This is a genomic window from Massilia psychrophila, from assembly GCF_002760665.1.
In the GTDB taxonomy this organism is placed as follows: domain Bacteria; phylum Pseudomonadota; class Gammaproteobacteria; order Burkholderiales; family Burkholderiaceae_D; genus JAFCUW01.
This window is the reverse complement of record NZ_PDOB01000008.1, coordinates 1-20,895: the sequence shown is the minus strand read 5'-3', so window position 1 is coordinate 20,895 and position 20,895 is coordinate 1. Positions and strand designations below refer to the sequence as shown.

Genomic DNA, 20,895 nt, shown 5'->3' with positions numbered 1-20,895 from the left:
ATTCCAACATAACAAAAAGGATGTCATGAAACGCGTCAGTCTCACGCAACACCTGGTTGAAGAACAACGGCTGCACAATTCCATTCCGGCCGAGCTGCGCCTCTTGATCGAAGTGGTCGCGCGCGCCTGCAAGACGATCAGCCACGCGGTCGGCAAGGGCGCCCTCGGCGACGTCCTCGGCAGCGCCGACACCGAAAACATCCAGGGCGAAGTGCAAAAGAAGCTGGACGTGATTTCGAACGAGATCCTGCTGGAAGCGAACGAGTGGGGCGGCCACCTGGCGGCGATGGCGTCGGAAGAGATGGAGTCGATCCACCCGATCCCGAACCGCTATCCGATGGGCGAATACATGCTGTTGTTCGACCCGCTCGACGGCTCGTCGAACATCGACGTCAACGTCTCGATCGGCACCATTTTTTCGGTGCTGAAGGCGCCCGATGGCATGGGTGCGCCAACGGAAGCGGATTTCATGCAGGCCGGCAGCATGCAGGTCGCCGCCGGCTACGCCGTCTACGGCCCGCAGACGATGCTGGTGCTCACCACCGGCAACGGCGTCAACTGTTTTACGCTGGACCGCGAAATGGGCTCCTGGGTGCTGACGCAGCGCCACATGATGATCCCTGAACAAACGAAGGAATTCGCCATCAACATGTCGAACCAGCGCCACTGGTTTGCGCCGGTGCAGCGCTACGTAAGCGAGCTGCTCGACGGCGCGGAAGGCCAGCGCCAAAAAGATTTCAACATGCGCTGGGTGGCCTCGATGGTGGCCGACGTCCACCGCATCCTGACCCGCGGCGGCATCTTCATGTATCCGGCCGACACCCGCGACGCCTCGATGCCGGGCAAACTGCGCCTGATGTACGAAGCGAACCCGATGGCGATGCTCGTCGAGCAAGCCGGCGGCGCCGCCACCGACGGGCGCATGCGCATCCTCGACATCGCCCCGCACAAGCTGCACCAGCGCGTGCCGGTGTTCCTCGGCTCGAAGCACGAGGTGGACGTGGTGACGCGCTACCACGCCGAGTAAGATAATATTTTGGCAAAAATTGGCGCAAACGCAGATTCGCACTAGCAAGATTCGTCGATTGTTTGCTAAAATGCGGGACTTCGCCGCTTTAGCTCAGTTGGTAGAGCAGTTCATTCGTAATGAAAAGGTCGCCAGTTCGATTCCGGCAAGCGGCACCAAGAAATTAGCAGGAAAATCAAAGACTTACTTGCTTCGGCTGGTAGGTCTTTTTTTGTTTTCCGCTCATTTTTCGGGCCATGGTAGTTTTCGTTGAGTCGACACTGCCGCCGACTGGACCGATCTTTGCCATTTTTCTTCGATGGTCAAGCGTCAGCTTGCATCCACGCTTCACCAGGCATAATACGTTTCATAAATTCATCAAACAGCGGTACCGTGAACGCAGTATCACCATGCGTCGGACTCCATATCATCCCTTTGGCTATGAGGTTACTTCGTACCGGACCAAGTGATGAACTTTCGCGCCCCAGTTTCGCGGCAATGTCCCCGGAACGATGTGGTCCGCTGCCAAGTTCCGCCATCGCGCGAAGGTATCTTTTTTCCGCTGGTGTCAGCCGGTCGAAACGCACCCGGAAAAAGCTCTCGTCGAGCGTGGCGATGGCTTGCCTCGAAGCGGTCTCGACATCCAAGCGTGTGATCGGGCTGGCGGCGGCAACGTCCCATGCGTGTTTGCCCCATTCTTGCAGAAAGTAGGGGTAGCCTTTGGTGTACGTGACGATCAGTGTTACTGCGTCTTCATCAAAGTCGACGCCTTCATCGTGTGCAGGCTTGACGATGGCGTCGGCTGCGTCGGCTGCGTCGAGCGGCCCGATCGCAGGGAAGTCGAACAAGCGCTCGGCATATGACTTCGCCTCACCCATCCGTCCCCGCAATTGGGGCAAACCGGCACCGGCCACAACGAGCGGCAACTGCAGTTGCGCACAGCGGTGAAGCGCCGAAATCAGGGCGGCCATCTGTTTTTCGGGAACATATTGCAATTCATCGATGAAGATAGCCACTAGCGTCTCTCCTGCAAGCGCCGCCTTGCCCACCTGCTCAAGCAGCATTGTGAGATCGCCTTCCAGGTCGCCGTTATCAGCCAACCCCGGTTCTGGCTCATAGTCGAGCCCCACTTCGATGTCGTTGAACGTGACCTTCATCTGGCCCACGAAACCGGCCAGCGCGCGCAGCCCGCGGATGGCCATGTCCTTGGCTTTCTCCGTTCGACTCAGCTTAAGCAATCCCAAGCGCAATTGCGGCGCCAGCACGGCAGGCAACGATCTACCCTCGGGCGCCTCGATCCGGATCGTAACTACGCCAGATGCCTCGGCGTCCTTCATCATCTGATCCAGCAAGACGGTCTTGCCTACCCCCCTGAGACCGACCAGCATCATGCTCTTCGCCGGCTTACCGCGACGAAGTCGCTCGATACACAAGCGCATTTTTTCTCTCACTGCATTACGGCCTGCGAGCTCAGGCGGGGGACTGCCGGCACCAGGAGCGTAAGGATTAAAAATGGGATCCATATATACGCTTTTTAGTCAATTTATGTAAAAACGATAAATTACCTAATGTCTGTAGCGATGTCAAGAGTTCGGTCGGCGTGACAGGTCAGGTAGGACGCTGCGGACCCTTTTATCGAGCGAACAAGGCTGCAGCAGAGCGCAAAAACGTGGGGCGTGCCGTTGACTATTGTCGAGCGCAGGGCGCTGTGCGCAAACTGAAGGGTCGGGGCTGCCGTTCAGACGCGGCCTCGACAGTGCCTCGATTTCGCCGCCAGCACACCTGTTTTTCGTCGTGCCAAAATCAAGTCCGCTTGTTCTGACCCTCTTGTTCCGCTTCGATTCACTATTCGATCTTGACGGGCAACATGACATCACAGACGTTTAAATTTGCTGCTTTCTCATGCCGGACCTTATCGATGAACGCGCTTAAGGCTGTGTCGGTCATGATGCTGACCTTGGGCAGATCGGCCAGCAAGTGCACCGATTGCATGGTGTCCGAATTGGCGGGGGGCTCCCGCTGCTTTAGCGCCAGCAAGACGTCCACGCCGACGACCACCCGTCCAACCACGGTGTACGCGTGGTCCATGTCGCGAGCGGCCCCGAGCATGAAATAGAACTCGCTGTTCGCCGGCGGTCTTGGTATGGTTGGTTAGCGAGCCTCGGCTAACGCAGCACATCGCCCCAGATCTGCTGCGCCCACGCCTCGGCATCCACGCCTTCCTGCGCCGATGGATGGTCCGACAGGATGCTGCCTTTGTCAGACTGCATGCTCCTTTTCGCCGCATCGTAGCGGTACAGTGTCGATACATGCATCGCCTGCCTGTCGTCGATATAGCTGTAGCACGTATTGGCGAACGCCGGTGCCGGGTCCGGCGCTTGTCCCTGCATCAGCGCCACGACAGCACGCGCGCATATCTTTGCCTGGGCATTCGACATATGTGCCGATTTGGGCAAGCCGGAATCGATCGCATCGCCAATCACATGAACGCGCGGCAAGACGGTCGATGCGTAACTGACAAAGTCGACTTCGCACCAGCGCCCCTCCACATTGGCCAGGCCGCACTCTTGCGCAATCCGGCCCGCGCGCTGGGGTGGAATGATGTTCAGCACATGTGACTTGACCGTATCGAACGCGGTCTTGACGGTCTTCGTTGCCACCTCGACTTGCTGCAACTCGCTGCCCGGTACGTACTCGATCATGCCCGGATATAGATCGCGCCATGCCCGTTCGAACAGGGCGCGTTTCGACGTGATGACGGGATTGGCATCGAGCACCATGATTTTGGCCCGCGGATTGTGCGTTGTTAAATAAAAAGCGACTTGGCACGCGCGCTCGTAGGGCGCGGGCGGGCAGCGGTAAGGCTGCGCTGGCACCACGATCGTGAAGACGCCGCCAGCGGGCATGGCGATCAGCTGCTGGTGCAAATTGCGCGTTTGCGGCCCCGCTTTCCACGCATGGGGAATTTGCTGCTGTGCGCCGGCGAGCGTCGGAAAGGCGTCAACAATGAAGTCGATGCCAGGGGCGACGATCAGCCGGTCGTACGACAGTTTTTTGTCCTGTTTTTTACCCTCAATCACAATGTGCGACTGGTCCGCATCGATCGCCGTCACGCGGCCTTGCATGAATTTGACGCCATGGTTTTGCCGCAGCGAATCGTAACCAAACGTCAGCTGTTCCAGCGTTTTTTGGCCCCCCAGCACGCGGTTGCTGACCGGGCAAGAAATAAAATCGGGGTTCTGGTCGACGAGGATGACGTCGATGCGCCCGCCGCTCAATATTCTCACATACTTGGCGGCAGTGGCGCCGCCGAAGCCGGCGCCGACCACGACGACACGCCCCAGGCTGGTTTTGCGCGACTGAGCGCCAGTGCCGGCGGCGGCGGCCATCGATGACCAGGCCGATCCGGCCAGTGCCAATTCAAGAAAATCCCGCCTGCGCATCGTGTTACTCCCATTCCAAAGCTGGGTAGAGCAGGTTGACATTGCGTTGGTTGACGACATCAAACAGTTGCCAGCGCGCTCGTTCAGCGGCAGCCGCCGTTGCCATCGTCGCCGTCATGTCGTCGCCCTGCCGGATGCTGGTTCGCACATCGTGCAGCAAGGTCGTCAGGTAATCGCGCTGCCTGGTCAGCGCCCGGTTTTTATCGCCGGTGACGGGGCCGTGTCCGGGGACGGTCATGGTAGCCGGCATTTTTTTCAATGTATCGATGGCAGAGAGCCAACCTTTGATGTCGCCATCGATGGCGGGCGTGCGCTCGATGAAGAGCAAATCGCCGGTCCACAGCGTGCCGGTGGCGACATCGAACAGCGTCACATCGTTGTCCGTGTGCGCGCTCGGCCAGGCTGTCAATTCCAGCTTTCGGTTGCCCAGGTCGAGCGTCAGGCGATGTTGCACGGTCCGGCCGGGCGGGACCAGCGTGCTTTTATCAGCTTTGTTGCCCAATTGCTTTTTCAAATTGCGCAGATAGGCTTCGCTGCGCAGCGCCATCGCCGCAGGTAGCCTGGCGTGACCGATCAATTGCGGTGGCGCGTTCGCTTCGGTGGCATCGGCAGTCATGAAGGCGGCGTTGCCGAACACATGGTCGGGATGCCCATGCGTATTGATCACATAGCGGATCGGCAGCCGGGTGATTTTGCGCAGCGCTTGTTTCAAGGCCATGCCGACGGCATACGAGCCGCCCGTATCGATGACGGCGACCGCGTCGGTGCCGATCACAAAGCCGATGTTGGCGATATCGCCATCGTAACCGTCCTCGAAATCCTTGTGCTGCCCGAGGTGCACATATACGCCTGGCGCGACTTGATCGACGCGCAGCGGCGCCGCGGCAATGGGTGTGGCAGCGGCGGCAGCCAGCCAGGCCATGAAGATCAGGCGCCGCAATCTAGCCTCGAACGTCCAGCGATTGGCGGAAGGTGCCGCCTTCATTGTCGTGGATGACGATTTGCAGCGCGCCGGGCTGGTCGGCGACGAAGCCGAACTGGAGGGAGGGATTTTCGCTGATGCCGATAAACGTGTCCGCCGTCATCACCGGCTTGCCGTTATAAGTGACTTCGATCTTGTTGATGAAAAAAGCCGGCCGAAATGCATTCGTCGACAGATTGCGCTGCAAACCGGTGTACATCGGATGCCTGATCAACAGCCTGGCCTGGTTGACGTCGCCGAGTTTTACTGGCCCGTCGAGCGCCATTTTCATTTTCCCTGCCGCCGCCATCACCGCCGGATCATCGCCTGACGTCGGGCCGCCGCAACCGCCCGACGCCTTCACGGCAATCGCATTGACATAAAACCTGCCATCGCTCGATTCGGCGACGACGTGCACCAGCGAATCGGATTCGAAGCGGATTCTGCTGGAAATTTCCGCTTTTCCGCTCGCAGGGTTAAAGTGAAAAACCGCCGTCAGGGGTACCGGATTGGCATCGACGAATAGGGTGACCGACTTGATGTAGCGCTGTGCCGTCATCGGATGATCGATGCTGAAAGCGAAAGGGACTTGCTCGCCGCTGGCCGCGCGCTCGGGCGCAGTCAGGCGGATGAACGGCGCCGCTTCCAGTTTTTTGCCGTCGAAATACGATTTTTGCAAGGCTGGCCACAGCGTATCGACCGCTTGTGCCGTCGCCTGCAGCGGGCATGCCGACAAGGCCAGCATCGCCAGGCCGGAAAAAAAATACCAGCGCCGCGAATTATGTATACGATTTTTCATCACATCCACCTTTGTTATGTGCTGATGCACGACGTTCTGCCGACGCCGGCGTGCTGTTTTCCCTTTGAGCTTCAGTATAGTGCCGTTTTTGCATCAATGCCGACAGCGTCCGGTAAATCTGCCGCAGTTCACTGCAGTGGCGAGCGGCTTGCCTTTTTCGAGCACGCACAGGCCGACGAAGCGCAGTGGCACCGCGCCGGCGTTACGCGCAGCATGCGCCGCACCAGCATGGCATAGCGCCCGGATTTCGCGGCGAACCTCGCGCATGTGGGCGGGGATCGTGCGCGGCGACTGCGCCCAGGCCCACAACACCGGCACAGTTCGCATTAGCGCCAGCACACCCGTGGCAGTGCACATTTTCCCGCTCATCCTGGCGCGCATGCGGCAGGTGCTGCCGGACATTCAGGTGGAACTGGTCGCCAGGAAGATCGGCTATGCGGCCAGCAAAGACTTGTTTGCGCTGCGCACGGACGACCTGATCGTGCAATGGGAAGCCGTGCGCGCGGGTTTGGGCATCGGCTTCGTGGCAAATTACTTGGCCCGCTCCGATGCCGATATTGTGCAGGCGCTGCCCGACGTGCTGCGCATTGCGCCCCTGCCGATGTGGCTGGTGGTGCATCGGGAGATTCGCACCAGCCGGCTCATCCGCGCTGTAGTTGATGTTCTGGCCGGTGCGCTGCCGGGCGCCATTTAGGCCGACCGCGGCGATCGCCAGGTCAGCGCGCCTTTTTCTTGTTGGACGTTGCCGTCGTTGCGTAAAAGGCGGCAGGTTTGCGTGCCACCCATGCGATGAAGACGTGGATGTCCGGATGGCCCTGCAGCGCGGCCCAGGTGTGATATTTCTGCAGCAGTTCGCGTTCGGTAAAGACCGAATGAATCTTGCGATGGCAAATCTTGTGGACGAAGAATTGTTCCTTGCCTTTAAAGGTTTTCGGGACAAGGTGGTGTCTGTCGACGTTGACATCGCCAAGCGTTCTTCCGCACAAGGGGCACGTTTCTTCCGTCATGGCGGTCATATGGAGACAAGGCTCGGCGGATGCAAGGGTGCGCTGGCCAGTCAGGCGCTGGGCCGCCGGATTGCGCCGCGTAATGTGCGCCCGTTCCGCTGCCGTTTTCAGGCGCGCGAACAGCAGTTCGCGGTCGTCCTGGGCGTCTTTCAGATCCTGGAGCGCAACGCCGACGCCGTGCAGCGCAGCGTGCCCGTCGTCGCCGTCGCGCCGCCACTGCGCGCGCATGCCGTTTCCACACGGTAGCAAGGGCAAGGGAAGCACCTCGGTAAAATGGGGGGGAGTGGTAAAACGGTTGCCCGGAAACAGCTCTCTTTCCCCCGTTAAAATGAAGTCCTGCCTGATGTTCGCATTCCTGCGCGTTTAAATCGGTCAACGGCGTACGCACCGGGCCGGCGCTGTGGCCTTGACGATGCTGACCGCATAGCCGGCCTGCTTGTTGCGGATATCCAGGTACGGCAGGAAAAAGCTGTCGATCAGGCGGCCGGTGGTAGCGGTGTCGTTGGTGCGCACTGCTTCGTAAAACGCGATCGGCGTCTTCGGAATGAAATTGAACACTGCCGACGAGTACACCGGAACGCCGAGCGCCTTATACGCTTCCGCATACACCTCCGCAGTCGGCAGGCCGCCCAGGTAAGTAAAACGGTCGCCCAGCTTGCGGCGGATGGTGACCATGGTGTCGATTTCGCCGACGCCGTCCTTGAAGCCGATCAGGTTCGGACAGCGATCGGCCAACTTCAGCAGCGAGGCGGCGTTCAGCTTGCAGACGTTGCGGTTGTAGATGACGACGCCGAACTTGACCGATTTGCAGACGGCGGCGCCGACGCCGCGCGGATCCTTCGCCTGCGGCGCGACGTTGGTGACCTGGTACGCCAGCAGCTTGCCGGCCGCGTCCTTTACCGCGATCTGCTGCAGCAGCGCGCCCGGCAGGTACTGGTTGACGCTGGCCCAGGCGATGACGATGGTCTCGGCCGGCCGCGCCAGCGCGCCGGTATTGGTGACGGCAACGGTGAGCTGTTCGCTGGCGCTGGCGCTATGGCAGGTGCCGGCGGCGGCGGCGAAGGTCGCAGCATGCAGGTAATGGCGAACGGTCATGTGCGATGCCTATCTTCGATCAGGTGAGTGCTACCTTGTTACGCCGACATCGCATGCTTGCAGAAGATGTTCTGGTTCTGCTTGATATCTGTATTGATTAACCGCGCGAGAACGTGCGCGTGACCCGTTCCAGGTGGGCGCGCATCGCCCGCTTGGCCTCGGCCGGGTCGCGCGCGGCGATCGCTTCGACGATGCGGCGATGGTCGGCCAGCGTCGCCTGGCGCAGCTCTTCAGTCTGGAAATGCTCTTTCAGCTTGTGCCACAAGTGGCCACGCTGGTCCCACAGGTAGCCCATCACGCCCACCAGCGCGCTGTTGCCGGTGGCACGGGCGATCGCGAGATGAAAATTGCGGTCGGCCTGCTCGTTGCTCGACTTGTCGGCGTGCTGGTGTTCGATCTCTTCGACCGCGCGAAAGATGGCGTCGATTGCGCCGTCGGTTGCCATGCGGGCGGCGCGCCGACAGCACTTCGAACGGGCCGGAACCGGCTTCCTGCAGGCTGCGGTGCGAGTCGGTTGGCGCGCTGACATACACGCCCGAGCCGCCGCGCACTTCGATCGCGCCGCCCAGCTCGAGCGCGTACGGCTGCGGCGTGGCGATCGACGCGCCAGGCGCCGAAATCCCGATCCGCACGCTGCGCAACATCAGCATGAACCCGAACTTCGGCGGCCAGGCGCTGGTCGTCAGCTTGGGGTGCGAAAAACTGCAGCCGGCGCGCCTGTTCCCGCGCGGCGCGATCTGGATCGCCGGCAATGGCGGCCAGCCGTCCCTTGTTTGCCTGCAGGACGCGGCCCATGTCGGCTTCATGTCGATGATCGACGCGATCGTGAAAACGGCCGACCTGCAGCTGGCCCGGCTCAACCTGCGCCGGCGCGAAACCTGCCCGGCTGCCGAACTGACGGTCGGCATGCAGTGCGGCGGCAGCGACGCTTTTTCCGGCGTCACCGCCAATCCGGCGCTTGGCTTCGCCACCGACCTGTTGGTGCGCGCCGGCGCTACCGTAATGTTCTCGGAGACGACGGAAGTGCGCGACGGCATCGACCAACTGACCGCGCGCGCCGTTGATGCCGACGTGGCGGCAGCGTTGATCGCGCAGATGGCCTGGTACGACGACTACCTCGAGCGCGGCGGCGCCGACCGCAGCGCCAACACCACGCCCGGCAACAGGAAGGGCGGCCTGTCGAACATCGTCGAGAAAGCGATGGGCTCGATCGTCAAGTCCGGCAGCTCGGCCATTTCGGGGGTGCTGGCGCCGGGCGAAAAACTGACCCGCAAAGGCCTGATCTACGCCGCCGCGCCGGCCAGCGACTTTATTTGCGGCACCTTGCAGCTGGCGGCCGGCAGGAATCTGCACGTTTTTACGACCGGCCGCGGCACCCCTTACGGCCTGGCCGCCGTGCCGGTGATCAAGGTGGCTACCCGCACCGAACTGGCCAAACGCTGGCACGACCTGATGGACCTCGACGCCGGGCGCATCGCCAGCGGCGAAGCCACCATCGCCGACGTCGGCTGGGAACTGTTCCAGATGCTGCTCGACGTCGCCAGCGGCCGCAAGACCTGGGCCGAGCAGTGGAAGCTGCACAACGCGCTGGTGCTGTTCAACCCGGCGCCGGTGACCTGATTGCGCGACCAATGCGACCTCACACTTTGACGACCATGACAATTGAGCCGATAGGCAAGCCCTTCAAACGAATTTTGCTGACCGGCGCCGCCGGCGGCCTGGGACGCGTGCTGCGCGAGCGCATCGGCGCATGGGCGGACGTGGTGCGCCTGTCCGACATCGGTATCGATGCGCTGGGAGCGGCGCGCGCAAGCGAAGAGATCGTCGCCTGCGACCTGGCCGACAAGGCCGCCGTGCTGGCAATGATGGACGGCGTCGACGTCGTGCTGCACTTCGGCGGGCTGTCGACCGAATACGCATTCGACGACATCATGCAGGCTAATATCCTCGGCACCGCCAACGTCTACGAAGCGGTGCACAAATGCGCCGTCAAGCGGGTGGTGTTCGCCAGCTCGAACCACGCGGTGGGTTTTTACCGCACCACCGACGTCATCGACGCCGACGCGCCGACCCGGCCCGACACCTTCTATGGTGTCAGCAAGTGCTTCGGCGAGTCGCTGTCGCGCTATTACTACGACCGCCTGGGTATCGAGACGGTCTGCGTGCGCATCGGTTCGTCCTTTCCCGAGCCGCGCAACCGCCGCATGATGACCACGTATTTCAGCTATGACGACCTGGTTGAACTGCTGCGCTGCTCGCTGTTCGCGCCGCGCGTCGGCCACACCATCGTGTTCGGCCAGTCCGACAATGCCGGCAGCTGGTGGGACAACACCAAGGCCGCGCATCTGGGCTTCAAGGCAAAAGACAGTTCATCGAAATTCGCCCACCTGTTCCCGGCCAGCGGCGAGTATCCGGCGGTCGACGACGTGGCGGCGATTTACCAGGGTGGGGCGTTTTTGCTGAATGGGCCGCAGTACAAATAGGCGGCGAAGACTGGAAAATGCGAAGGGCCGCGTGCAAGCGCGGCCCTTTTTTGCTTTGTGGATTACGCCAGCTAAACGCATCGTCCTCGCAGTGAGCACGGCGGAATACCAGCTGGAAAGGATGAGCAGACAGGTCAGGCGGTTCATGGCGTCCCTTGGCAAAAACGGTTGTTGCATTGAAACGCGTGATCCAGTCTGTGCAATCAGCTTAGTCATATTTACGAGGAAAGAAGAGGCGCGCCCGGAGTCATACGCCGGCCTCGCAGCGAGCTTGTGACGAAATTATCAGCAGGAAACGCGATCTTGGCGACATTTACCGCTTTGTTAGTCACCGCACGGTAACCAGATTGCAGTTCCTATAATTTCGGGTTCAATGCAAACACTTGCTTGAGTTCTACTGGGCCAGACCAGCATTTGCGAAGTAATTGAACTTTTATGCCGTGTTTAGGTAAGCGATAAAAATTGTTGATCCGTCCGGTGGGTACAGGGATGCGCTTGATGCAGCGCAGGTCCGTCTCGTACCTTCGTTTGTTTTGGGGCGCAATAAGGGAAGAATAAGGTAGTGAAGGCCGGGAATGCTTCACGCCGTGTAATTAAATTTTTTTAGGAAAAAATCATGGAAAACCAAAAACCAAACGACGGTAGCGCACGCGACCTGGGCCGCGAGGGCGCAGGCAGCAGCATGGGCAAGGATATGAACCAAGACGGCGGCAGCACGGGCAGCACCGGCAGCGGTGGCGCCGCTATATCCGGCAGCACCACCACCTCTGGCATTCCCGGCGCCTCCAGCAGCGCCAGCACGGCCGGCAGCGTCATCGACAAGGCCAAGGACATGTCCAGGGACGTGCCCTCCACCGCCAGCGACATGTACAAGACCATCGACAAGACCATCGACAAGGCCGCCGAGGCAGCCCAGCCAATGGTCAACCGCCTGGCCAGCACGGCGCACGCCGGGGTCGACAAATTTTCCAGCGCCTTGTCGGGCGTGGGTGGAAGCATGGACCAACGAAGCCGCCAGCTGGCCGACGCGGCGCGCACCTTTGCCGATACCGGCCGCGAGTATGTTCGCACCAGCCCGGGAACCGCGGTGGTGGCAGCCCTCGGTGTGGGATACCTTCTCGCCAAATTGCTGGGCAACCGGCGTTGATTCGGCACCGGTTCGGCCACGCCAGATTCCGGCCGGCCTGGTGCCGGCCAGGTCGCTCTCGCGCAAAGATTGATCATCGAATTGCCAAGGGGTAGTCAGGTTGGTGTCAATGGCCGGTTTGGAAAGTTGTGTCCTTCCGATCGTGACCTTGCCTTTTTCGCTCGCTCGCTACGGGCGTTTTTCATTCTTGATGTTGTGTGGGGTGTCCAATGGTTACACGTAAGAAAAATGGCCGGTCGGTCGACGGTGCCGGTTCCATCCTCAGTACTGTGTCCGGTCCGTCGACCGCGCAGCCGCCGTCCAGTCTCGGTAGCGAGAACCCGGTGGCGGCACAGCTGTTGCAAAAGACTGTCGCCGGCCAGCAGCTGGCGGCGCAGATGCCGTTCAATCCAAACAAGGCCGGCGAGCATGGCAGTGCCGCTACCACGCCCCAGCCTGGCGCCACGCACGCGCCGTCGATCCCTGCCGCCACCGCCAGCACCAGCACGGAAACCATCGCTTCGGCGAAGGTCGGATCCGGCGTGCCGCCGGTCGGCGTCGATCCGATCGCCGGACCGCTCGACCGCGTACGGGCCGACGCCAGCGGGCAGCGCCTGACCACCAACCAGGGCGTGCCGATCGCGGACAACCAGAACTCGCTCAAGATCGGCCTGCGCGGCCCGACCGCGCTGGAAGATTTTATCTTGCGCGAAAAAATCACCCATTTCGACCATGAGCGCATTCCCGAGCGCGTGGTGCACGCGCGCGGTTCCGCGGCCCACGGCTATTTCGAGGCGTACCAGGATTGCAGCGAGCTGACGCGCGCTGCGCCGTTGGCCCAGGCCGGCAAGCGCACGCCGGTGTTCGCGCGCTTCTCCACCGTCGTCGGCGAGCGCGGCTCGGCCGATACGGTGCGCGACGTGCGCGGTTTCGCCGTCAAGTTCTACACCGACGAAGGCAACTGGGATATCGTCGGCAACAACATGCCGGTGTTCTTCATTCAGGACGCGATAAAGTTCCCCGACCTCGTGCACGCGGTCAAACCGGAGTCCCATCACCAGATGCCGCAGGCGTCCAGCGCCCACGATACGTACTGGGATTTCGCCTCGCTGATGCCGGAAACGACCCACATGCTGATGTGGCAGATGTCGGACCGGGCGATCCCGCGCAGCTATCGCACGATGCAAGGTTTCGGCGTGCACACCTTCCGCCTCGTCAACGCTGCCGGCGAGTCGCGCTTTTGCAAATTCCACTGGAACCCGGTGCAAGGCACCCACTCGCTGGTGTGGGACGAGGCGGCCAAGATCATCGGCGCCGACCCCGACTTCCACCGTCGCGATTTATGGGAAGCGATCGAAGCAGGCGAATTCCCGCAGTGGGAACTGTGCCTGCAAGTATTTACGGAAGAGCAGGCGGCGGCGTTTGAATTCGACGTCCTCGATGCCACCAAGCTGGTGCCGGAGGAAATGGCGCCGTTGATGCCGGTGGGTAAGATGGTGTTGAACCGCAATCCGGATAACTTCTTTGCCGAAACCGAGCAGGTCGCCTTTTGCTCCGCCCATGTCGTGCCCGGCATCGATTTTTCAAACGATCCGCTGCTGCAGGGCCGTAACCATTCCTATCTCGACACCCAGATCAGCCGCCTCGGCGGGCCGAACTTCCACGAGATCCCGATCAATTCGCCGATCGCGCCGGTGCACAACAACCAGCGCGACGGCATACATCGCCAGGCAATCCATCGCGGCCGCGTTAACTACGAACCGAATTCGCTCGGCGGCGGTTGCCCGTTCCAGGCCGGCATGCAAGGTTTTACGAGTTTTCCCGAACGCTCGGCCGAAGACAAGGTGCGCGGCAAACCGGAGATGTTTGCCGACCATTATTCGCAGGCCCGCATGTTCTGGAACAGCCAGACGGCGCCCGAGCAGGCCCACATCGCCGCCGCTTTCCGCTTCGAGCTGACGCGCGTGCAAACGCCGGCGGTGCGTGAGCGGGTGGTGGCGACTTTGGTCAACGTCAATCCGGTGCTCGCCGCCGCCGTCGCCCACGGTCTCGGCATCGACGTGCCGGCGCCGCTGCCGTTGGCGACAAATCGGCCGATTCCCGAGTTCAAGCCGTCGGCCGCGCTATCGCTGCTGGCCCGTCCGGGCAACACCGGCATCCATACCCGCAAAGTTGCGATCCTGGTGGCGGCAGGCGTCGACGGCGTCGGCGTGCGCGCGATCTATGCGTCGCTGCTGGCCGACGGCGCCGTGCCGCGGGTGGTCGGCACCCATCTCGGCAAGGTCAAGACTGCCGACGGCGGTTCGCTCGACGTCGAAATCTCGCTGGAAGCGGGGCCGTCGGTGTTGTATGACGCCGTGGTGGTGCCCGATGGCGAAATGGCCGTCAACGCCATGAGCGGCGACGCCAACGCCCTCGACTTCGTGCGCCAGCAGTATCGTCACTGCAAGCCGATCATGGTGGTGGGGGCCGGCGCGGCGCTGTTGCAGGCGGCCGGTGTGCCGGCGACCTTGCCGGACGGGTCGGCCGACACCGCCCTGGTGAGCGCAGACAGCGAAGCGCTGCCGAAGGCGCTCGCCGCCTTCAAGCAAGCGCTCGCCGGCCATCGCTCGTTCGCGCGCGAAACCGATTTGCTGCCGGCCTAAAACTGCCAGCGTGTAACAGTCCAAACGGCGGGCAATAGCGGCCTGCCACACGCTCCTCAGCGCACGCTTTGCATCAAAAACGTTGGCTGGCGGCAGGTATTGGCGGAACGCCGGATTTCGCTCTGCCCGCAGCCTGTCGACACGCCGCGCTTGTCGTAGCAGACGTGGATCTCCCTCAGGAAGCGGCCGCCGCTGGCGCAAAACGGCAGCACGGCGTTGTGCGCCAGGCGCGGATTGGCGGCGCGGAACGCCTGCGCGAACTCGCCGTAACTGGTACGCACCGGTTCCAATGGGCGCTGGTACGGCGCGGGAATAAGCAACTGGCCGCGCAGCTTTGCCGACAATTCAAAATAGGCGGACGGGTTCAATCCCGAGCAGGTGCCGTGTTTTTGCCACTCGTGGCCGATCATCTTTGGCGACGGGAACAGCGCGGCATATTTTTCACGCGTTGGCAAAGGCAATCGTTCGGTCGAACATTGCTGCGGGTAGCCTTGCGCGTATTGCGGCCACAGCCCGTGCAGCACAAAGCCGTTTTGCCGGCCGCGCGCGCATTGGTCGGGGTCGCCACGGGTGGCGCAGTAGGCCGGCGACCAGCTCAGCGCGACGGCGTAATAATCGAAGCGGCCGGGTTCGTCGTCGCCGCGGCTGTGGCGCGGTTGCCCGGCGTTGGCGTTGGCGCCGGCGCTGACGGCGGCGCACAACAACGTGCGCAACAACAGGCTACGTGCATTCATCGGGCGCTCCCGCGGCGGGTGTTGGTTGGTATCCTGGTCATATGTGGTTGTGCACCCGCTCGGCCATGACCGGCGCCAATGGCGCCGGCTTTTGCCCGCGCATCCGGCGCGCCGTGCGGCCGAGCCAGTGCTCGAGGTCGTCGATGATGGTAAACACCGCCGGCACCACCAGCAGGCTGAGCAGGGTCGAGGTGATCAGGCCGCCGATGACGGCAATCGCCATCGGCGAGCGGAAGCTCGGATCGGCGCCCCAGCCAAGGGCCAGCGGCATCATGCCGGCGCCCATGGCGATGGTGGTCATGATGATCGGCCGGCTGCGCTTGTGGCAGGCGTCGACCAGCGCGTCGAAGCGCGCCATGCCGGCCTGGCGCGCGAGGATGGCGTAATCGACCAGCAGGATCGAGTTCTTCGTCACGATCCCCATCAGCATGATCAGGCCGATCATCGACGGCATCGACAGCGCCCGCCCGGTGATCAGCAGGGCGACGAAAGCGCCGCCGATCGACAGCGGCAGCGCGGCCAGGATCGTCACCGGCTGCAAGAAGTCCTTGAACAGCAGCACCAGTACGCCGTAGATGCACAACACCCCGATCAGCATCGCCACGCCGAAGCTGGCGAACAGGGCCTGCATTTCCTGGGCGTCGCCCAGTTCGGCGATTTTTACCGATGCCGGCAGGGTGGCCATCGCCGGCAACGCGCGCGCTTCGGCATTGACCTCGCCCAGCGAGCGGCCGGACAGCTCCACTTCGAGCGTGACGTTGCGGCTGCGGTTGAGCCGGTCGATCTGGGCCGGGCCGCTTTCCATCGTGATGTCGGCGACGTTGGCCAGCATCACCGGGCCGTTTTTGCCGGGCACCGTCAGCCGGCCGATGGCCGACAGGTCGGCGCGCACGGCGTCCGGCAACTTGACGCGGATCGGCACCTGGCGCTCGGACAGATTGAGCTTGGTGAGGGCGACGTCGTAGTCGCCGGCAGTGGCCACGCGCACCGTTTCGCCGATCGACGACGCCGTCACGCCGAGGTCGGCCGCCTTGGCGAAATCAGGCCGCACGATGATCTCCGGGCGCACCAGCGATGCGCTCGAACTGACGTTGCCGATGCCCTGCAAGGTGCGCATTTCGCGTTCGACTTGGCGCGCCGACGTGTTCAATGCCACCGCGTCTTCGCTGCGCAGCACCAGTTGCATCTTGACGCCGGTGTCCGGCGGGCCGACGTTGAAGCGCGCACCCGGGATCTGGTCGAGCCGGGCGCGGATCTGGCGCTCGAGCGCGTCGAGCGATTCCTTGCGGTCGGTGCGGTGGACGGTGGTGAGCGTCAGCACCGCGCGCCGCGCTTCGGCCGCCGCGCCGGGGGCGAAGGCGTCGCCGCTGGAGCCGCCGCCGATCGAGCTGAACACGCTCTTGATGCCTTTTACCTGCATCGCCGCCAGCCTTGCCTGCTCGGCGACGACGCGCGTTTCGGCCAAGGTCGAGCCGGGCGGCAGTTCGAGGTTGATTTGCGTCTGGGCGCGGTCGGCCGCCGGCACGAAGCCGGTCGGCAGTAGGAACACCAAGCCGATCGAGGCGACGAAAAATACGCCGGCGCCGAGCGCGGTGATCCAGCGGTGCTTCAGGCACCATTTCATCGTCGCGATGTAACGCGTCATCAGCCAGCCGTCTTTTTCCTCGCGTTGATCGGTCGGCTTGAGGATGTAGGCCGCCATCATGGGCGTGAGCAGGCGCGCCACCAGCAGGGAAGCGAGAATCGCCAGCACCGCGGTCCAGCCGAACTGCTTGAAGAATTTGCCGGGAATGCCGCCCATGAAGGCGGTCGGCAGGAACACCGCCACCAGCGCAAACGTGGTGGCGATCACCGCCATGCCGATTTCGTCGGCAGCTTCGAGCGAAGCCTGCATCGGCGTCTTGCCCATTTTAAGGTGGCGCGAAATGTTTTCGATCTCGACGATCGCGTCGTCGACCAGCACGCCGACCACTAGCGCCAGCGACAGCAAGGTCACGGTATTGAGCGTGTAGCCGAACAGGTACTGGCCGAGGAAAGTGGGAATCACCGACAGCGGCAGCGCCGCCGCCGCCACCAGCGTGGCGCGCCAGTCGCGCAGGAACCACCACACCACCAGCACCGCCAGCAGCGCGCCCTCGTACAGCAGCTCCATCGAACCGGCGAAGTTTTCCTCGACCGGGAAGGCGTTGTCGATGGTTTCCTTGAGCACGATGTTGGCGTGCTCTTTCTGCAGCTCGGCGATGGCCGCGCGCGCCCCGGTTGCGACGTCGATTTCGCTGGCGCCCTTGGTACGGAAGATTTCGAAGCCGACGACGCGTTTGCCGTCGAGTTCGGCCACCGAGCGCGGCTCGGCGACGGTATCGGTCACCTTGGCGATCTGGTCGAGGCGCACGCGGCGCCCGTCGGCCAGCGGAATGTCGAGCGCCGCCAGTTCGGCGGCCGTCTTGACGGTGCCGATGGTGCGCACCGATTGCTCGGCGCCGCTGACGTCGCCGCGGCCGCCCGGCGCCTCGCGCTGCACGCTGCGCAGCTGGCGCGAGACGTCGATGGCGGCGACTTTGAGCGCCGCCATGCGGGCGTCGTCGAGTTCGACCCGGACTTCGCGCGACACCCCGCCGACCCGCTTCACCGCGCCCACGCCCGGCACGCTGAGCAGGCGCTTGGATACCGAGTTGTCGACGAACCAGCTCACTTCCTGGTCATCTAACGGGACGCCGCCGTTTTGGGCGGCGGTGGCGATGAACGTCAGCACGACCCTGCCGGCGTTGCTTGCCTTCGTCACTGTCGGGTCGCGCATTTCGGCCGGTAGGTCGGCCTTGATCCGGGCCACCGCGTCGCGCACGTCGTTGACGCCTTCGCTGATGTTTTTTTCGAGGATGAATTCGACGGTGACGGTGGCCACGCCGTCGAGCACCCTGGTGTAGATGTTTTTGACGCCCTGCAAACTGGCGACCGAATCCTCGATCTTGCGCGCCACTTCGGTTTCCAGTTGGGCCGGCGCGGCGCCGTCGAGGACGGCGGTGACGGTGACGATCGGCAGTTCGATGTCGGGAAAGTCCTGCACCTTGTTGGCCTTGAAGGCGAGCAGTCCCGCCAGCGACAGCAGGATGAACAGCATGATCGCCGGGACCGGGTTCTTAATGGAAAGGGCTGAAAAATTCATGGCGCTTCCTTATTTGGCTGCAGTTGCCGTATTTACCGCTGCGACATTGCGCACCAGGTCGCCGTCATTGAGGAAGCCGGCGCCGCCCACCACCACCAGCGTATCGGGCGTCAGGCCATTGATGACTTCGATGCGCTCTCCCAGCCGGCGCCCGGACTGCACCTTGATCTGGCTGACGCGGCCGTCGGCGTTGAGGCGGAACACGTAACTGAAGCCGTCGCGCACCACGACCGCCTGCTGCGGCACCGTCATCGCGTTCGATGTCCCAAGTTCGAACTGGCCGCTGGCGAACATACCGGCCTTGAACGGCGCGTTCGCGCCCATCGTCGGCGGCAGGTCGACATACACCAGCGCCGAGCGGGTCTGCAGATCGATGGTCGGCGCGATCATGCGCACCTTGCCTGTCAGTTCGGTCCCGTTGGCCGCTTTGACTATCGCACTGGTGCCCGGTTTCAACCGGCTCAAGTCGGCCGCGATCACTTCAGCGCGCCACTCGAGCCGGCCCTGGCGAATCATGCGAAACAGTTCGGCGCCGACGCCGACCACGGAGCCGACGGTGGCGTTGCGCGCCGAGATCACGCCACTGTCGGGCGCCACCACTTGCGTGTACTTCAGGCGCAGCTGCTGCGAGGCCAGCGTTGCCTGCGAAGCGGCGATGCGCGCATTGGCGGTCTGCTCGGCCGTCAAGTACTGGCTGATCTGCTGGGCGCTGAGCGCACCCGAACTTTGCAGCGTGCGGGCGCGCGCCGCATTAGCGGTCGCTTCGGCCGCCGTTGCGCGCGTTTCCTGCAGCGCGGCGCGCGCTTGCGCGACGTCGGCATTGACGCTGTCGGACGCGAACACGGCCAGTACCTGGCCCTTTTTGACGATGTCGCCGACGTTGACGCGCACTTCGTTGAGACGGTAGCCGCCGGTCTCGCTGCCGATGATCGCTTCCTGCCAGGCGACGACGTTGCCGTTGGCGGCCAGCTTGATCGGCAGCTGGGCATTTGACGGGCGCACGGTGGTGACGGTCAGCGCCGGCTTGGCGGCGGTAGCCTTCTTGCCGTCGGCGGCGATCGATGCGGGCGCGGCCATCAGGGTGGCGGCGCCGGCGGCGGCCAGCGCGCCAAGCACGAGGGCGGAGGTAGGATTGAGCAGCAGGTTTTTCATGTCTTGGTTCCGTGGTCGGTTCGCGGGGTTCGCGCGATGATGCGCGTGGAAGGTTCGTCTCGGTGTTTTCAGTTGCGGACGGCGCTGTTCCAACCGCCGCCGGCGGCGCGGTACAGCGCGATCCAGGCGGCGTTGCGTTCGCGCTGCAAGGTAACGACCGCGTTTTCCGCTCCCAGCCGGGTGCGCCGCGCGTCTTCCAGCTGAAGCAGGCTGGCCAGGCCGTTCTTGTACAGGTCTTCGGTGGCGCGGAACGAGTAGCGGTAGCCCTCCAGCGCCACTTGGGCGTCGCCGCCACGCAGGGCAGTGCTGTTCAGGTTCACCAGCGACTCCTCGACTTCGCGCACCGCCTGGCGCGCCACGGCGCGGTAGGTGATGACGGCGTTGTCGTAGCGCGCCCTGGCAGCTTCGACGTCGGCCTTGCGCTGGCCGGCGTCGAACACCGGCACCGTCAGCGCCAGCGGGCCGATGGTCCAGGTATCGAGCTTGGTGTTTTCTCCGCCGGTGCGGAAATTGGCCGCGCCGACCGAGCCTTGCAGCGACAGGCGCGGATAGCGCTCGGCCTGGGCGCTGCCCACCTCGAAACTGGCGGCCGCCACTTCGCGCTCGGCGTTGAAGACGTCGGGGCGCTGTGCCAGCGTTTGGGCCGGCAAGGTGCTGATGACGATCGGCGCCGGTTGCGCAGCCTGGGCGGACCCGGCTGCCGCCAGGTCCTGGCGCAGTTGCGGTTCGGCCATCGCCGTCAGCACGACCAGCGCCTTGATGTCGATGTCGCACAGCGCGCGCTGGCCGGTGGCCCGGCTTTGACCCTCGGCGGCGCTGGCGCGCGCCAGGGCGGCGGTGGCCGGCGACTGGAAGCCGGCTTCGGTGGTCAGTTGGGTCAGGCGGGCGGTATCGAAGCGCGATGCGGCGTCCTGCTCGGCCACCGCCAGCAACTGGCCGCAGGCGCGCAGCGCGTAATACTGGTTTGCCGCTTCGGCGGCGACCGAGACGCGTGCCTCATGCCAGCCGGCCTGCGCCCCGGCCAGCCGTTCATCCGCAGCGCGCCGTTCGGCGCGGCGGCCACCGAACAAGTCGATCTCCCATCTCGCCTGGAACGCCGCCTGCGTCGTGGTCCCCGTCGGCAGCGCGCTTTGCTGGTTCGAGCGGCTGGTGCTGGCGCCAGCGTCGACCGACGGCAGCAGCGCCGCGCCGGCGGCCGCGCGCTGCGCGCGCGACTGCTCGATGCGCGAGCGCGCCGCCGACACGTTCGGGCTGGCTGCCTGCGCCGCATCGATCAGCCGC

At 63.4% G+C, this 20,895-nt stretch carries 17 protein-coding genes, 1 tRNA gene and 2 pseudogenes; 7 read left to right on the top strand and 13 right to left on the bottom strand.

The genetic code is table 11. The features are described from left to right. The first annotated feature begins 25 nt into the window (after window positions 1–25). A complete protein-coding gene (locus tag CR103_RS07090) occupies window positions 26–1,027 on the top strand; it encodes a class 1 fructose-bisphosphatase (RefSeq protein WP_099915383.1) in 1,002 nt (333 codons plus the stop codon). 82 nt (window positions 1,028–1,109) lie between these two features. Next, window positions 1,110–1,185, top strand: a tRNA-Thr gene (locus tag CR103_RS07085). Between the two features lie 144 nt (window positions 1,186–1,329). On the opposite strand, the gene CR103_RS07080 is transcribed toward CR103_RS07085, so the two are convergent. The 6 genes from CR103_RS07080 to CR103_RS23005 form a co-directional block, all read right to left on the bottom strand. Next, the gene (locus tag CR103_RS07080) at window positions 1,330–2,529 is read right to left on the bottom strand and encodes an ATP-binding protein (protein ID WP_099915303.1); all 1,200 of its coding nucleotides are present in this window, start codon (window positions 2,527–2,529) and stop codon (window positions 1,330–1,332) included. 322 nt (window positions 2,530–2,851) lie between these two features. Then, complete coding sequence (locus tag CR103_RS07075; protein WP_267873977.1) at window positions 2,852–3,151, bottom strand: peptidylprolyl isomerase; 300 nt, start codon at window positions 3,149–3,151, stop codon at window positions 2,852–2,854. 20 nt (window positions 3,152–3,171) lie between these two features. Next, complete coding sequence (locus CR103_RS07070; RefSeq protein WP_099915301.1) at window positions 3,172–4,449, bottom strand: NAD(P)/FAD-dependent oxidoreductase; 1,278 nt, start codon at window positions 4,447–4,449, stop codon at window positions 3,172–3,174. 4 nt (window positions 4,450–4,453) lie between these two features. Further along, window positions 4,454–5,434, bottom strand: a complete 981-nt coding sequence (locus CR103_RS07065; RefSeq protein ID WP_099915300.1) for a quinoprotein relay system zinc metallohydrolase 2 — start codon at window positions 5,432–5,434, stop codon at window positions 4,454–4,456. Continuing rightward, window positions 5,391–6,209, bottom strand: a complete 819-nt coding sequence (locus CR103_RS07060; RefSeq protein WP_218968451.1) for a quinoprotein dehydrogenase-associated SoxYZ-like carrier — start codon at window positions 6,207–6,209, stop codon at window positions 5,391–5,393. The genes CR103_RS07065 and CR103_RS07060 overlap by 44 nt, the downstream gene beginning before the upstream one ends. A gap of 93 nt (window positions 6,210–6,302) precedes the next feature. After that, window positions 6,303–6,566 (bottom strand): hypothetical protein, encoded by a 264-nt coding sequence (locus CR103_RS23005; protein ID WP_218968453.1) that lies wholly within the window; start codon window positions 6,564–6,566, stop codon window positions 6,303–6,305. Here CR103_RS23005 and CR103_RS07055 point away from each other — a divergent pair. Beyond that, window positions 6,553–6,903 (top strand): LysR substrate-binding domain-containing protein, encoded by a 351-nt coding sequence (locus CR103_RS07055; RefSeq protein ID WP_229442845.1) that lies wholly within the window; start codon window positions 6,553–6,555, stop codon window positions 6,901–6,903. The genes CR103_RS23005 and CR103_RS07055 overlap by 14 nt on opposite strands. Before the next feature lie 22 nt (window positions 6,904–6,925). Here the strand turns inward: CR103_RS07055 and CR103_RS23270 are convergent, their stop codons facing one another. The 3 genes and pseudogenes from CR103_RS23270 to CR103_RS07040 form a co-directional block, all read right to left on the bottom strand. Then, the gene (locus tag CR103_RS23270) at window positions 6,926–7,444 is read right to left on the bottom strand and encodes a hypothetical protein (protein ID WP_229442860.1); all 519 of its coding nucleotides are present in this window, start codon (window positions 7,442–7,444) and stop codon (window positions 6,926–6,928) included. Window positions 7,445–7,568: 124 nt separating this feature from the next. Next, window positions 7,569–8,029, bottom strand: a pseudogene (locus tag CR103_RS07045) (dihydrodipicolinate synthase family protein); the annotation flags it as partial. 379 nt (window positions 8,030–8,408) lie between these two features. Further along, entirely contained in the window at window positions 8,409–8,756 is a 348-nt protein-coding gene (locus CR103_RS07040; protein WP_229442843.1) for a FadR/GntR family transcriptional regulator, read from the bottom strand. 131 nt (window positions 8,757–8,887) lie between these two features. Between CR103_RS07040 and CR103_RS07035 the strand changes: the two are divergent. From CR103_RS07035 to CR103_RS07015, 4 genes and pseudogenes are all read left to right on the top strand, one after another. After that, window positions 8,888–9,931 (top strand): annotated as a pseudogene (locus CR103_RS07035) (UxaA family hydrolase); the annotation flags it as partial. 35 nt (window positions 9,932–9,966) lie between these two features. After that, window positions 9,967–10,794, top strand: a complete 828-nt coding sequence (locus CR103_RS07030; protein ID WP_099915296.1) for an NAD-dependent epimerase/dehydratase family protein — start codon at window positions 9,967–9,969, stop codon at window positions 10,792–10,794. 616 nt (window positions 10,795–11,410) lie between these two features. Continuing rightward, window positions 11,411–11,941 (top strand): ElaB/YgaM/YqjD family protein, encoded by a 531-nt coding sequence (locus CR103_RS22540; RefSeq protein WP_180279308.1) that lies wholly within the window; start codon window positions 11,411–11,413, stop codon window positions 11,939–11,941. 209 nt (window positions 11,942–12,150) lie between these two features. After that, on the top strand, window positions 12,151–14,565 hold the full coding sequence (locus CR103_RS07015) for a catalase (protein ID WP_099915293.1): 2,415 nt from the start codon (window positions 12,151–12,153) through the stop codon (window positions 14,563–14,565). Between the two features lie 56 nt (window positions 14,566–14,621). On the opposite strand, the gene CR103_RS07010 is transcribed toward CR103_RS07015, so the two are convergent. The 4 genes from CR103_RS07010 to CR103_RS06995 all read right to left on the bottom strand — a co-directional run. Continuing rightward, entirely contained in the window at window positions 14,622–15,299 is a 678-nt protein-coding gene (locus CR103_RS07010) for a ribonuclease T2 family protein (RefSeq protein ID WP_099915292.1), read from the bottom strand. A 37-nt stretch (window positions 15,300–15,336) separates the two neighbouring features. Further along, window positions 15,337–18,462 carry an efflux RND transporter permease subunit gene (locus CR103_RS07005; RefSeq protein ID WP_099915291.1) on the bottom strand — a complete coding sequence of 1,042 codons (3,126 nt, stop codon included), beginning with the start codon at window positions 18,460–18,462 and terminating at the stop codon, window positions 15,337–15,339. Window positions 18,463–18,471: 9 nt separating this feature from the next. Next, window positions 18,472–19,614 (bottom strand): efflux RND transporter periplasmic adaptor subunit, encoded by a 1,143-nt coding sequence (locus CR103_RS07000; protein WP_099915290.1) that lies wholly within the window; start codon window positions 19,612–19,614, stop codon window positions 18,472–18,474. 68 nt (window positions 19,615–19,682) lie between these two features. Beyond that, window positions 19,683–20,895, bottom strand: a 1,213-nt coding sequence (locus CR103_RS06995) for an efflux transporter outer membrane subunit (protein ID WP_099915289.1), incomplete at its 5' end; no start/stop codon positions are given.

Bases quoted from the DNA above. Each gene is read 5' to 3' on its own strand.
- CR103_RS07090 (WP_099915383.1), top strand. From the start codon at position 26: ATGAAACGCGTCAGTCTCACGCAACACCTGGTTGAAGAACAACGGCTG.
- CR103_RS07080 (WP_099915303.1), bottom strand. From the start codon at position 2,529: ATGGATCCCATTTTTAATCCTTACGCTCCTGGTGCCGGCAGTCCCCCG.
- CR103_RS07070 (WP_099915301.1), bottom strand. From the start codon at position 4,449: ATGCGCAGGCGGGATTTTCTTGAATTGGCACTGGCCGGATCGGCCTGG.
- CR103_RS07065 (WP_099915300.1), bottom strand. From the start codon at position 5,434: ATGAAGGCGGCACCTTCCGCCAATCGCTGGACGTTCGAGGCTAGATTG.
- CR103_RS07060 (WP_218968451.1), bottom strand. From the start codon at position 6,209: ATGAAAAATCGTATACATAATTCGCGGCGCTGGTATTTTTTTTCCGGC.
- CR103_RS23005 (WP_218968453.1), bottom strand. From the start codon at position 6,566: ATGTGCACTGCCACGGGTGTGCTGGCGCTAATGCGAACTGTGCCGGTG.
- CR103_RS23270 (WP_229442860.1), bottom strand. From the start codon at position 7,444: ATGCGCGCGCAGTGGCGGCGCGACGGCGACGACGGGCACGCTGCGCTG.
- CR103_RS07040 (WP_229442843.1), bottom strand. From the start codon at position 8,756: ATGGCAACCGACGGCGCAATCGACGCCATCTTTCGCGCGGTCGAAGAG.
- CR103_RS07030 (WP_099915296.1), top strand. From the start codon at position 9,967: ATGACAATTGAGCCGATAGGCAAGCCCTTCAAACGAATTTTGCTGACC.
- CR103_RS22540 (WP_180279308.1), top strand. From the start codon at position 11,411: ATGGAAAACCAAAAACCAAACGACGGTAGCGCACGCGACCTGGGCCGC.
- CR103_RS07015 (WP_099915293.1), top strand. From the start codon at position 12,151: ATGGTTACACGTAAGAAAAATGGCCGGTCGGTCGACGGTGCCGGTTCC.
- CR103_RS07010 (WP_099915292.1), bottom strand. From the start codon at position 15,299: ATGAATGCACGTAGCCTGTTGTTGCGCACGTTGTTGTGCGCCGCCGTC.
- CR103_RS07005 (WP_099915291.1), bottom strand. From the start codon at position 18,462: ATGAATTTTTCAGCCCTTTCCATTAAGAACCCGGTCCCGGCGATCATG.
- CR103_RS07000 (WP_099915290.1), bottom strand. From the start codon at position 19,614: ATGAAAAACCTGCTGCTCAATCCTACCTCCGCCCTCGTGCTTGGCGCG.